Below are 12,333 nucleotides of genomic sequence, written 5' to 3' on the forward strand. Positions count from 1 at the left end.
CGGCTGATGTCTTGACGACGCTAGGAGCGGAGCCTACCGTAGCGGCCACTACAACTGGAACGATCGCTACATTAACAGCGTCGGGTCGCGGGAGGTCAAGTGAGCGTCGAGGAAGTCACCGCGGATCAGCGGCTGGTGCGAGTCGGTGCGCGGGACATCGCCGTCACCGAGCGGGGAGCCGGTGAGGCGGTGGTGCTGCTGCACGGCGGCGGGCCCGGGGCCTCCGGGATGTCGAACTACGCCCGCAACATCGACGCCCTCGCACAGCGGTTCCGGGTGATCGTGCCGGACCTGCCCGGCTACGGCCGGTCCAGCAGGCACATCGACCAGTCCGACCCGTTCGGTGACCTCGCCGGCGCCGTTCGTGGGCTGCTGGACGCGCTCGGCATCGACCGGGCCCACCTCGTCGGCAACTCCTACGGTGGCGCCGCCGCGCTGCGGCTCACCCTGGACCGGCCCGACCGGGTCGGACGCCTGATCCTCATGGGCCCGGGCGGGATCGGCACGACCCGACGTCCGCCGACTCCCGGCTTGAAGCGGCTGCTCGCCTACTACGGCGGCGAAGGCCCGACCCGGACCAAGCTCGAACGGTTCATCCGCGACGACCTGGTCTACGACGGCACGGCCGTCCCCGCCGAGATGATCGAGGAGCGGTACCAGGCGAGCATCGACCCGGAGGTGGTCGCCAACCCGCCGCTGCGGCGCCCCGCCGGGCTACGCACCCTGCTGCGGATGGATCTGCTGCGGGACAAGCGGCTGTCCCGGGCCGCCACGCCCACGCTCGTGCTGTGGGGCGCCGACGACAAGGTCAACCGGCCGTCCGGCGGGAGGCTCCTCGCCGAGCGGATGCCCCGCTGCGACCTGTACCTGGTCGCCCGGACCGGCCACTGGGTGCAGTGGGAACGCCCGAACCTGTTCAACGCCCTCACCGCCGCCTTCCTCTCCGAGGAGTCCGCATGAACGTCTTCGGCAAGGTGCACCTGGGCTACCTGTGCATCGAGACCACCCGGTTCGCAGACTGGCGCCGCTTCGGCGCCGACGGCGTCGGCCTGCACGTCGACGAACTCGACCGCGACCGGATGCGCTTTCGGCTGGACGACCACGAGTGCCGCCTGCTGCTGCAACGGGGCCCCGCAGAGGACGTGACCACGGTCGGCTGGCACGTCGACGACCACGCGGCGTTCGACGACATCGTCGCCCGCATCACCGCCCGCGGCGTCACCGTCGAGCAGGGCCACGACGAGGAGGCGGCGCTGCGCGGCGTGCAACGGCTGGTGCGCTTCCCCGGCCCGAAGGGCCTGGTCCAGGAGCTGTACACCACCGCGGTCACCACCACCGCCCCGCTGCACATGCGGGCCAGCGGCTTCGTCACCGGCGACGCCGGCATGGGTCACATCGCCATCAGCTCACGGCAGCCGGACGCCATCCACCGCTACTACGACAACCTGCTCGACGCCCGGCTCAGCGACTTCATCGTCGAGACGATCAGCAGGGTGCGCTTCCGGATCCGGTTCCTGCGGGTCAACGGCCGCCACCACACCGTCGCCGTGGCCAACACCGAGGGCCTGCGTATCGATCCGATCCGCACCGCGGTCCAGCACCTCAACACCCAGGTCGCCACCTTGGACGACATGACCACCTCCTACCAGCGTCTCAAGCAACTCGGCTTCACCATGGCCCTCGGCATCGGGCAGCACACCAACGACAAGGAGCTCTCCTACTACGTCCGGACGCCGTCCGGCTTCGAGTGGGAGGTCGGCTGGAATCCCATCGTCGTCGACGAGGCCACCTGGGAACCCACCACCCACCAGGGGATCAGCATCTGGGGGCACACCCCCGAGGGCCGGACCGTCATCGACAAGCTCAACCAGTTCCGCCACGGCGCGGCTTCGCTGCGCCGGGCGGAGGTCACCGTCCCGGCACTGAGCGGAGCCACCGCATGAACACCGAACTGCGCGACTACGACGTCATCATCGCCGGATACGGCCCGGTCGGCGTGACCGCCGCCAATCTGCTCGGCGGCATGGGCGTACGGGTGGCCGTGGTCGAGCGCGACGCCTCCATTTTTCCCCGCGCACGGGCGATCTCCACGGACGAGGAGACGATCCGGATCTGGCAGGGACTCGGCCTCGCGGAGCGGCTCAAGGAGGACATGCTCGCCGGCCTGCCGATCGACTTCGTCGACGCCCGTGGGCGGTCGTTCCTGAGCCTCGCGCCGGCTCCGCGGGGCAACGGGCACCCGCCGCAGCTGTTCATCTACCAGCCGGCCATGGAGCAGGTCCTCCGCGACGGTGTGGACCGCTACCCGAACGTCGAGGTCCTCCTCGGCCACGAATGTGAGGCCGTCGAGCAGGACAGCGACAGTGTCACCGTCACCGCGCGGGACCTGACCGACGACACGCTACGTACCCTGCGGGGGGCCTACCTCATCGCCGCCGACGGCGGCTCCAGCCCGATCCGGACCCAGCTGGGCACCGGCTTCGACGGCCGTACCTACCACGACCGGTGGGTCGTCATCGACACCAAGGTCAAGCGGGACTGGGACACCGTGGACCGACTGCGCTTCCACTGCGACCCCGCCCGGCCCGCCGTGGACTGCCCGACCCCGCTGGGCCACCACCGCTGGGAGTTCCCCGTCCTGCCCGGCGAGGACGAGCAGAATCTGGTCAGCCACGACTACATCTGGCGGCTGCTGCGCCGCTACGGCCGGACGCCCGACGAGGTCGAGATCCTCCGCGCCGTGGTCTACAGCCACCACGTCCGCTTCGCCGAACGCTGGCGCGTCGGCCGGATCTTCCTCGCCGGCGACGCGGCACACGCGATGCCGCCGTGGATCGGCGAGGGCATGTCCTCCGGCGTACGCGACGCGGGCAACCTGTGCTGGAAGCTGGCCGCGGTGCTGCGCGGTGAGCTGCCCGATGACGTTCTGGACAGCTACGAGGTCGAGCGCAAACCACACGTGCGGGAGATGACCGCGCAGGCGGTGCGATTCGGACGCATCATCACCGAGCGACGTCCCGGGCTGGCGGCCGTGCGCAACGCCGCGTTCCGGGTCCTCATGCGGGTCCCGGCCTTCCGCGCCTACATGCAGGAGGCCGGGTGGTTCCCGGACACCAGCTACCGGAAGGGCCTGCTGGACCACACCGGTGGCAATCGGGCGGTCGGCAACCAGCTCCCACAGCCGTGGGTCCAGACGGACGGCGGTGACCACGCTCGTCTCGACGACGTGCTCGCCGGACGGTGGACGCTGCTGCACACCGGCCCGGCCCGCCCGTGGTCGGCCTGGGCGGCCGGCGCAGTGTCGTGCCGGCAGGTCACGCCGGCGGGCTCGGCCCCCGCGCCCGGCACGATCGTCGACAGCGACGACGTGCTCATCCCCTGGATGCGCCAGCACCGCGCCACCGTGCTCGCGCTCCGCCCCGACGCCGTCGTCTACGCCGCCGCCACCGGTGACGCCGACCTGCCCCGCCCACCGTTCGTCGCCGCGCCGCAGGCGCCCGTCGGCGAACACCCGCCACCGCCTGCCGCGACGGCAATGCCCTGACCTGACCGGACCCACCCAAGGAGAGCCAGGATGCTCAACCTCGCGCTCATGCTCGAAGGCACCGCCGAACGACTGCCGAGCAGGGATGCCGTCGTGCTCGGTGACACCCGCCTGTCGTACGCCCAACTCAACGGTGCGGCGAACCAGGTCGCACATCTGCTCGTCGACAGCGGCATCCGGCCGGGCGAGCGCGTCGCGCTGTCGTGCCCGAACCTTCCGTACTTCCCGATCGTCTACTACGGCATCCTCAAGGCCGGCGCCGTCGTCGTACCGCTGAACGTGCTCCTCAAGGCCGGTGAGATCGCCTACCACCTGCGGGACTCGGGCGCCAAGGCGTACTTCTGCTTCGAGGGCAGCCCCGAGCTGCCCATGGGGAGCGAGGGCTGGCAGGGTTTCCGCGGTGCCGACGGGTGCGACCACTTCTTCCTCATGACCGCAGACCCCCAGGCACCGAGCCCGATCGAGGGCGCCACCACGCTGGGATCCGCACTCGCCAGCCGGGCCACCCGGTTCGAGACGGTGATCACGGAGGCCACCGGCACCGCGGTGATCCTCTACACCAGCGGGACGACGGGACAGCCCAAGGGCGCCGAACTCAGCCACGCCAACGTGGTCATGAACGCCGTGACGTGCTGGCGCCTCTTCGGCGCCGTCGATGAGGATGTCCACCTGGTGACGCTGCCGCTGTTCCACTCATTCGGGCAGACCGTGCAGATGAACGCCGGCATGTATGGTGGCGCCACGCTGGTTCTCCTGCCGCGCTTCGACGCCGGCACGGCGCTGACGCTGATGGAGCGCGAGCGGGTCACCTTCTTCGCCGGGGTGCCGACGATGTACTGGGGCCTGCTCTCCGCCGGCCGGGAGAAGGCCGACGTCGCCGCGATCACGGCACACCTCCGCATGGCGATCTCCGGGGGCGCCGCCCTGCCGGTGGAGATCCTGGAGCAGGGGGAGAAGCTGTACGGCGTTCGGATCCGGGAGGGCTACGGCCTCTCCGAGACGAGCCCCGTCGCCTCGTTCAACCACCCCGGGCGGGAGGCGAAGCCCGGTTCGATCGGGCAGCCGGTCTGGGGCGTACAGATGCGGCTCGTCGACGCCGACTGGAACGAGGTGCCGGAGGGCGAAGCGGGTGAGATCGCGATCCGGGGACACAACGTCATGAAGGGCTACCACGGCCGCCCCGAGGCGACCGCGGACGTGCTCCGGGACGGGTGGTTCCGCACCGGCGACCTCGCCCGCCGTGACGAGGACGGCTACTACTTCATCGTCGACCGGACCAAGGACATGATCATCCGCGGCGGCTACAACGTGTATCCCCGGGAGATCGAGGAGACCATGATGACCCACCAGGACGTGAGCCTGGTGGCCGTGGTCGGCGTGCCGCACCCGTCACACGGCGAGGAGGTCAAGGCCTTCGTGATCCGCCAAGCGGGATCCCAGCTGACCGAGGACGAGTTGGTGGGCTGGTGCAAGGAGCGGATGGCGAGCTACAAGTACCCCCGCCTCGTCGAGTTCCGGGACGACCTGCCCATGACCTCCACCGGCAAGATCTTGAAGCGTAGGCTTCGCGACGAGGCGTGAACGGAACTGGCGACGAGTCTTCACGGACGCGGTGAGTGTCGCGCTACCAGGGTTTCGAGCGGAGCGCGACACGGTCCCGGTGCAGCGTCCATGAGTTGATCGAGGGTCATCGCGGCCTTGATCAGTGCGAGGTGGCTGAAGGCCTGGGGAAAGTTGCCGAGCTGCTCGCCGGTCGGGCCGATCTCCTCTGCGAAGAGACCGAGGTGGCTACTGTAGGTGAGCATCTTCTCGAAGGTGATCAGCGCATCGTTCAGACGTCCCGAGCGGGCCAGGGCTTCGACGTACCAGAAGGTGCACATGCTGAAGGTGCCTTCGTTGCCGGGCAGGCCGTCGGGCGATGCGGTGGGGTTGTACCGGTAGACGAGGCTGTCCGAGACGAGTTCGTCGTCCATCGCCCGCAGTGTGGACTGCCACATCGGATCGTCGGGCGCGATGAACCCCACGCTCGGCATCATGAGCAGCGCCGCGTCCAGGACGTCGGTGTCGTAGTGCTGCACGAACGCCCGGCGTGCGGGGTGGTAACCCCGGTTCATGATCTGGTGGTAGATCCGGCCGCGCTCGGTGCTCCAGCGGTCGACTTCGCCGGGTACCCCGTACCGCTCAGCAAGGCGGATGGCCCGGTCGACAGCCACCCAGGACATGAGGCGGCCGAAGGTGAAGTCCTGGCGGCCGCCCCGGGTCTCCCAGATCCCTTCATCGGGTCTATCCCAGTGCTCGCAGAGCCAGTCGATGGACTTCACGGTGTTGAGCCACGCCTGATAGGAGCTGCGCAGTCCATACGAGTCGGCGAAGTGGATGGCGCTCAGCGCCTCGCCGTAAATATCAAGCTGGAGCTGGTCGGCAGCGGCGTTGCCGATCCGCACCGGGCGTGAGCCTCGATAGCCCTCCAGGTGATCGAGGAGTTCCTCGTCGAGGGCGGTCGAGCCGTCGGCGCGGTACAGGTGGTGCAGCGGCGCCGCACGGCCGGCCGCATCACAGATCCGATCGTTGAGCCACAGCAGGTATCGGCGCGCTTCCTCGGTGAAGCCGAGACCGAGCAGGGCGTAGACCGAAGCTGAGCCGTCGCGGATCCAGGCGTAGCGGTAGTCCCAGTTCCGGGTCCCGCCGACCTGCTCCGGCAGGCCCGCGGTCGGAGCGGCGATCAGGGCGCCGGTCGGCGCGTACGTGAGGAGTTTCAGCGTCAGGGCGGAGCGCTCCACCGCTTCCCGCCACCGTCCGCGATAACAGGAGCCGCTGAGCCAGGCCCGCCAATAGTCACGGGTCTGCTCGTACATGGCCCGTATCTCCTGAGGCCCGATGAGCCGGGGTGGCTCACCCGAGCCGGTTTCGACGAGGACGCCGCCGGTGGCACCCTCGCGAAGGGTGGCGAAGGCGCGCACCCCGTCGCCGTCGCGTTCGAACTCGACTTCGTCCGGGGGCTGGTCGGCGTGGCGGACCCGATGCACCGTCATGCTGAGCGTCGGGCTGCGGAAAACGGCGCCGTCGGCGTACATCTCGATTTCGTGCCGGTCGCGCCCGTAGTTGAATCGCGGCTGGCAATCCATCCGGAGCCGGATGGTGCCCCGAACCACGTTGACAAGCCGAACAAGGCGATGACGATCGGTCGGCGTATCGCCGGCGACCGGCATGAAGTCGATGACCTCACCCACGCCGTCGGACGTCAGGAAACGAGTGATCAGGATCGGTGTCCCCGGCAGGTACAACTGCTCCTTTCTGACGTGGTCGGCGCCATCGGGTGCGATACGGAAATACCCGCCCCTTTTGTGGTCGAGCAGTCCGGCAAAGAGGCTGGGCGAGTCGAACCGCGGCGCGCAGAACCAGTCAAGGGTGCCGTCGTCCGCGATCAGCGCCGCTGTCTGCAGGTCCCCGATCAGGCCATGTGACTCGACGATCGGATACGGCTCCACTCACCGACCTCCTACCAGGACCCCTGCCACTGCCCTCACCGTAGGTGCTGCCGGAAGATCAGCGGCGCACATTGGTCAGGACCAGCGCCATTCCGGACGCACGAGTTCCACGCCCAGAGATCGAAGCTGCTCCGCTGGTGTTTCGCTTGTTTCGCGAAGGGTAGCCGCGCCCGATGAGCAACGCCGACGACCGGTCCACGGCCCGCCAGGCGCTGATCGTCATCGGTCTGGTCCTCGCCACCCTGGTCGGGCTGGCGTTGGTGTGGGAGACCCGGCGGGTGTTGATCTGGGTGGTGGTCGCCGCGTTCTTCGCGGTGGCGCTGAATTCCCTGGTGGACCGGGTGCAACGACGGATCGTCCGGCGTCGGGCGGCGGCCACGCTGTTGGTGTTCCTGGCCGCCGTCGTGACTCTCGCCGCGCTCGGCGTACTGATCGTGGTGCCCCTGCTGGACGAGCTGGCCCGGTTCGCCGACCGGGCGCCGGACCTGTTGCGCGAGGCGCGGGCCGGGCGCGGGCCGGTCGGTGAGCTGCTGGAGCGGTTCCACCTGCGACAGTACGTCGAGGCCCACGCCGATCAGTTCCAGCGCTTCGGCGGCCAGCTCGGCCGGTCGACGGTCGGGCTGGTCCGTGGGACGGTTCAGGGCGTCGCCGGAGTGCTGACGGTGGTGGTGCTGGCGTACCTGATGGTGGTGCAGGGGCCACGGATCACCGCCGGGACGCTGGCCCTGGCCGGCGGCGCCCGGGCCGAGCGGCTACGCCGCATCGGCCGGGCGTCGGCGCGCACCATCACCGGCTACCTGAGCGGAAACCTCCTGATCAGCCTCATCTGTGGCCTGGCGACCTTCGTGGTGCTCGCGCTCACCGGCGTGCCGTTCGCCGCCGTGATCGCGCTGTTGGTCGCCATCGCGGACCTGATCCCGCTGGTGGGCGCGACCCTCGGCGCCATCGTCGCGGGCGGCGCGGGCTTCCTGCACTCGCCCACCGCCGGGGTCGTCGTGCTGGTCTTCTTCGTGGTCTACCAGCAGGTCGAGAACCACCTGCTGCAACCGGTCATCATGTCCCGCGCGGTCCAACTGAACCCACTGACCGTGCTGGTCAGCGTGCTGCTCGCCGCGGAGCTGAGCGGTCTCCTGGGAGCCCTGCTGGCCATCCCCGCCGCCGGCATCGCGCGGATCCTGCTGCGTGAGTTCGTCCCCGCCAACCGGCAAGCCGGCTCCGTGCCGGCAGCGGCCGGCCCCGCGGACCGCGCGGGGGGCGGCGGCCCGGACCAGCCGGCGGGCGACCACCCGAGGGACGGTGGGACGGCCGGCAGCCGGCACTCCGGTCACCGGGACCGGCCACCGACCGCCGACTGACCGGGCTGACGACGGCGTGCCGCCAGCTCAGGCGCGCTCGGTCCACGTGGAAGCGCTGGCAGAAACGGCAGAAACGGGCGACCGATGACGACCGGTAGGGCGGAGCGACTCCTGCGAAAACCCGAGCAGGGGCGGCCGGCATTCCTGGAACTGTTCTTCGACCTGGTCTTCGTCCTCGCGTTCTTCCGCCTATCGCAGCAACTGCTGGCGCATCTGAGCTCGTCATCCAGCATCCGCTCGGCCACACCGACTCGGTCTGGATCCTCGTCATCCTCGGCGGACCCGCCCTGTTCCTCGCCGGACGGGCGACCTTCGAGTACGCGGTGTTCGGACGCGTGTCTCTCCCCCGCGTGATTGGCGCGCTCACCCTCGTCGCCCTCACCCCGGCGATGAGGCCGGTGCCGCCGCTCGCGGTAGCCACCGCCGCCGCACTCATCCTCGCCGGCGTCGCCGTAGCCGACGCGGCCCGTACTCGAAGACTCCCATCCGAGCCGCCGTCACCACCGGGCTGAAACGAGCGGTCAACCTGGTCCTGGTGCGGCCGCAACGGCTCGACAGGGAGAACGGGTCGCAGGTTTGTGCGGGCCGGGCGGGGTAACCCCCGCCATGGCCGCTGACCGGAGCCCCGTGCCCCGCCCTGAGGAGGTGGTCGAGCAGGCGAAACACCTGGCGGCGCGGGCTGCACACCACGGTGGTAAGGCCGGCAGGCTGCGGCTGCGTCAAGCCGAGATCATCGTGGTCATCGCGGCGCAGTGCGGGCTCGCCGCCACCCTGGCCTGGGGGCTCGCGCACGAGGTGGCGGGACGGCCCGCGCCGGTCTTCGCGCCCAGCGCGGCCGTCGGCACGATCGTCGCCGCACTCGGACAGCGCACCCGACGTACGGCCGAAATGATGCTCGGTGTCGCGCTGGGCCTGCTCATCAGCGACGTCATACTACGTTTCATCGGGTTCGGGGCCTGGCAGATCGGCTTGGTGGTGGCGCTGGCCATCGCCATCGCCCTGCTGATGACCGGGCACAGCGGCGCGCTGGTCGCCCAGGCGGGCGGCACCGCGGTGCTGATCGCCACGCTGTCGCCGGTCCAGCAGAACCTGGAATGGGCGCGGCTCATCGAAGCCGGATCGGGTGCCGTCGTCGGGCTGGTGGTGGTCGCCCTGCTGGTGCCGATCGACCCGATGCGCACTCTCGATCGCGCCGCCGCACCCCTGGTCGAGACAACCGCATCGCAGCTTCAAGAGGTCGCGCAGGCGCTCCGGCAGCGGGACCCGGACCGCGCGGTGCGGGCACTCGACCATCTCCGCGGTATGGACGCCGACGTCGTTCGGCTGCACGAAGCCCTGGGTGGCGCCGAGGAGGTGACCATGATTTCGCCGGTCCGCTGGAAGCGGCGACGCGATGTCGAACGCTACCAGCGCGGCATCCAGTACATGGATCGGGTGGCGCTCGAGTGCCGAGAGATAGCCCGCTGGGCGGCGACCTCGCTGCAGTACGACGAGCCGGTGCCGGAGGAGCTCATTGCCGCCTTGGAAAGGCTCGCCGAGACGGTCCGGGTGCTGCAGCGGGAGGCACGAAAGGTTGAGCCGTTGGAGCAGACCCGCCAGGGGGTACTGGACGTCGCGCGGCTGGTCGGGCAGGCGTGCCGGAAAGGCCTGGGGTCGTACGGGAGCGCCCTGGTGGTTCAGCTCCGCACGGCGGCGAGTGACCTGCTACGGGCGACTGGATACGAGACGGACACGGCCAACCGCATGGTGCGCGAGGCCGTCAACCTCTAGGCCGGTCGAGGGCCCTCCTGGCTGGGCGGACGCGCTCGCCCTCGTCGCCCTCACCCCAGCCATGAGGCGGGTGCCGCCGCTCGAGGTAGCCAACGCCGCCGCACTCATCCTCGCCGGCGTCGCCGTCGCCGACGGGCTCCGTACCCGAAGATTTCCAGCCGAGCCAGCGTCACCACCCCGTTAGACGATCGCTGGCGGGCAGCGGCAGGAAGGGTCGGAGGTTTGTGAGGGGCGGGTCGGGTAACCCGCGCCATGGCTGCTGACCGGCGAGACGGGGCTCGCCCCAACGCCGCTGCCGGGCGCGCCAAGGACTTGACGGCGGAGGCTCGGCGTCGCGGTGGTGAGGCAGGTCGGCTGAGGCTGCGGCTGCTCACGATCATCCTGTTCGTCGCAGCGCAATGTGGGCTTGCCGCGACGTTGTCCTGGGGGCTGGCGCACGACGTCCTAGGTCGCCCCGCACCGATCTTCGCGCCCAGCGCGGCCGTCGGCACGATCGTCGCCGCCCTCGGGCAGCGCGCCCTACGTACCGCCGAGCTGATGCTCGGCGTGGGGCTGGGCCTGATTGTCAGTGATCTCCTCATCCGCTCTCTCGGGTTCGGGCCCTGGCAGATCGGCCTGGTGGTGATGCTGGCCATCGCCGTCGCCCTGTTGATGACCGGGCGCAGCGGTGCGCTGGTCGCTCAGTCGGGCAGTACCGCTGTGCTGATCGCCACGATCTCCCATGTGGAGCAGGGCCTCGAATGGGCGCGGATCGTCGACGCGGGAGTGGGCGGCGCCATCGGCCTGGCGGTGGTGGCGTTGCTTCTACCGATCAACCCGATGCGCATCCTCGACCGCGCCACCACACCGGTCGCCGAGACCCTCCACACGCAGCTTCGAGAGGTTGCACACGCACTCGCCCGGCGCGACCCGGACCGCGCGATACGGGCGCTGGATCAGCTGAGCGCGATGGAACCCGATCTCGCCCGGATGCACGAGGCCCTGGGCGGCGCCGAGGAGGTGACCACCATCGCGCCGGCGCGCTGGCGACGCCGGGGCGATGTCGAGCACTACGGGCGCGGCATCCAGCACATCGATCGGGTGGTCCTCGGGTGCCGGGCGCTGGCCCGCTGGGCGGCCACCACCTTGCAGTACGACGAGCCGGTGCCGGAGGAACTCCCCGGCGCCGTGGACAGGTTCGCCGAGGCGATCCAGTTGCTGAGGCGGGAGGCGCGGGCGGGTGGGCCGTTCGACCAGACCCGCAACGCGGTGTTGGACGGGGCATACCTGGCCGGCCAGGCTTACCACAAGGGCCTGAAGCCCTTCTCGGACGCCATCGTGATCCAGCTGCGCACCATGGCGAGTGACCTGCTCCGCGCGACCGGTTACGAGCCGGAGGCGGCCAACCGGACGGTGCGCGAGGCGGCCACTGCCTAGGATCGGCCGGCGGCCCGCTCGGGCGGATGGACATCGGTCTTACAGGCGGACACCGTCGAGCGCGGGTAACGGCCGCCGGCCGATCTCGTGCGCTTCGTCGGGCGGAAGGCCGAGCATGCGCAGCACGTCCTCGGCGACCTGGTCGGTGGCTGCGGCGTCGTCGCGCTCGGGGTGGTCGTGCAGCAGTTGCCCGAGGACCAACGCGGCGCCGGCGACAGTCACCATCGCGAGTTCGGGGTCGCGCACGTTGAACCGGCCGGCGCGGACGCCGTCCTCGATGTCGCGCCGGGCTCGTGGCGCGAGTCCCTTGTCGGAACCGGCCAGGGCCAGGCCGTTGCTGAGCAGGACCTTGCTCAGCTCGGGACTGCGGCGGTGAAGGCGTCCGGTCAGCCGGAAGCTCTGCGCGAAGACGTGGGCCGGGTCGTCCAGGCCGACGGTCAGCTCGTCGAGCAGGGCTCCGTAGCGGTCGAGCGCGTCCTCCACCGCAGCCTGGAAGAGCTGCTCCCGACTGTCGAAGTGGTTGTAGAAGGAGCCCATCCCCACGTCGGCGGTCTGGGTGAGCTCGAGAATCGGGACGTTCAGCTTCCCGGCGGCGATGAAGGCCTGGGCCGCGCGCAACAGCGCGGAGCGGGTACGCGCTTTGCGCCGTTCCAGGCGGTTCGGAGCGTGCCTGGTCTGCTGCGCCATCCTGTTCACCTCCCCGAGGTCGATCTGCGCTCACCTTACCCCGGTGACCTTCAGCGGTGACGAAATCGTCATC

The 12,333-nt window shown here is 70.1% G+C and carries 10 protein-coding genes; 8 read left to right on the top strand and 2 right to left on the bottom strand.

Translation table 11 applies throughout. The features are described from left to right. Positions 1 to 99: 99 nt before the first annotated feature. The 4 genes from V6U81_RS02240 to V6U81_RS02255 are packed head-to-tail and all read left to right on the top strand — an operon-like array spanning position 100 to position 5,125. The gene (locus tag V6U81_RS02240) at positions 100 to 960 is read left to right on the top strand and encodes an alpha/beta fold hydrolase (protein ID WP_334483605.1); all 861 of its coding nucleotides are present in this window, start codon (positions 100 to 102) and stop codon (positions 958 to 960) included. Further along, entirely contained in the window at positions 957 to 1,943 is a 987-nt protein-coding gene (locus V6U81_RS02245) for a VOC family protein (protein ID WP_334483607.1), read from the top strand. The genes V6U81_RS02240 and V6U81_RS02245 overlap by 4 nt, the downstream gene beginning before the upstream one ends. Continuing rightward, positions 1,940 to 3,544: a bifunctional 3-(3-hydroxy-phenyl)propionate/3-hydroxycinnamic acid hydroxylase MhpA gene (gene mhpA / locus V6U81_RS02250; protein WP_334483609.1), complete on the top strand. Its 1,605-nt coding sequence runs from the start codon at positions 1,940 to 1,942 to the stop codon at positions 3,542 to 3,544. The genes V6U81_RS02245 and mhpA overlap by 4 nt, the downstream gene beginning before the upstream one ends. Positions 3,545 to 3,574: 30 nt before the next feature. Beyond that, positions 3,575 to 5,125: a long-chain-fatty-acid--CoA ligase gene (locus V6U81_RS02255; protein ID WP_334483611.1), complete on the top strand. Its 1,551-nt coding sequence runs from the start codon at positions 3,575 to 3,577 to the stop codon at positions 5,123 to 5,125. A gap of 20 nt (positions 5,126 to 5,145) precedes the next feature. On the opposite strand, the gene V6U81_RS02260 is transcribed toward V6U81_RS02255, so the two are convergent. Beyond that, a complete protein-coding gene (locus V6U81_RS02260) occupies positions 5,146 to 7,032 on the bottom strand; it encodes a glycoside hydrolase family 15 protein (protein ID WP_334483614.1) in 1,887 nt (628 codons plus the stop codon). 173 nt (positions 7,033 to 7,205) lie between these two features. Between V6U81_RS02260 and V6U81_RS02265 the strand changes: the two genes are divergently transcribed. The 4 genes from V6U81_RS02265 to V6U81_RS02280 all read left to right on the top strand — a co-directional run bounded on the left by V6U81_RS02265 (position 7,206) and on the right by V6U81_RS02280 (position 11,573). Further along, positions 7,206 to 8,387 carry an AI-2E family transporter gene (locus V6U81_RS02265; RefSeq protein WP_334483617.1) on the top strand — a complete coding sequence of 394 codons (1,182 nt, stop codon included), beginning with the start codon at positions 7,206 to 7,208 and terminating at the stop codon, positions 8,385 to 8,387. 191 nt (positions 8,388 to 8,578) lie between these two features. Further along, positions 8,579 to 8,899 carry a low temperature requirement protein A gene (locus tag V6U81_RS02270; RefSeq protein WP_334483774.1) on the top strand — a complete coding sequence of 107 codons (321 nt, stop codon included), beginning with the start codon at positions 8,579 to 8,581 and terminating at the stop codon, positions 8,897 to 8,899. A 133-nt stretch (positions 8,900 to 9,032) separates the two neighbouring features. Next, positions 9,033 to 10,157, top strand: a complete 1,125-nt coding sequence (locus V6U81_RS02275; protein ID WP_334483620.1) for an FUSC family protein — start codon at positions 9,033 to 9,035, stop codon at positions 10,155 to 10,157. A gap of 252 nt (positions 10,158 to 10,409) precedes the next feature. After that, complete coding sequence (locus tag V6U81_RS02280; protein WP_334483623.1) at positions 10,410 to 11,573, top strand: FUSC family protein; 1,164 nt, start codon at positions 10,410 to 10,412, stop codon at positions 11,571 to 11,573. 39 nt (positions 11,574 to 11,612) lie between these two features. Here V6U81_RS02280 and V6U81_RS02285 read toward each other — a convergent pair whose 3' ends face one another. Further along, entirely contained in the window at positions 11,613 to 12,260 is a 648-nt protein-coding gene (locus V6U81_RS02285) for a TetR/AcrR family transcriptional regulator (protein ID WP_334483626.1), read from the bottom strand. Positions 12,261 to 12,333: the final 73 nt, after the last annotated feature.

Origin of the sequence: Micromonospora lacuserhaii (genome assembly GCF_036902735.1) — a bacterium.
Lineage (GTDB): Bacteria > Actinomycetota > Actinomycetes > Mycobacteriales > Micromonosporaceae > Micromonospora.

What these genes read in the sequence shown, in the direction of transcription:
- V6U81_RS02280 (WP_334483623.1), top strand. Translation starts at nt 10,410, where the DNA reads ATGGCTGCTGACCGGCGAGACGGGGCTCGCCCCAACGCCGCTGCCGGG.
- V6U81_RS02245 (WP_334483607.1), top strand. Translation starts at nt 957, where the DNA reads ATGAACGTCTTCGGCAAGGTGCACCTGGGCTACCTGTGCATCGAGACC.
- mhpA (WP_334483609.1), top strand. Translation starts at nt 1,940, where the DNA reads ATGAACACCGAACTGCGCGACTACGACGTCATCATCGCCGGATACGGC.
- V6U81_RS02255 (WP_334483611.1), top strand. Translation starts at nt 3,575, where the DNA reads ATGCTCAACCTCGCGCTCATGCTCGAAGGCACCGCCGAACGACTGCCG.
- V6U81_RS02285 (WP_334483626.1), bottom strand. Translation starts at nt 12,260, where the DNA reads ATGGCGCAGCAGACCAGGCACGCTCCGAACCGCCTGGAACGGCGCAAA.
- V6U81_RS02265 (WP_334483617.1), top strand. Translation starts at nt 7,206, where the DNA reads ATGAGCAACGCCGACGACCGGTCCACGGCCCGCCAGGCGCTGATCGTC.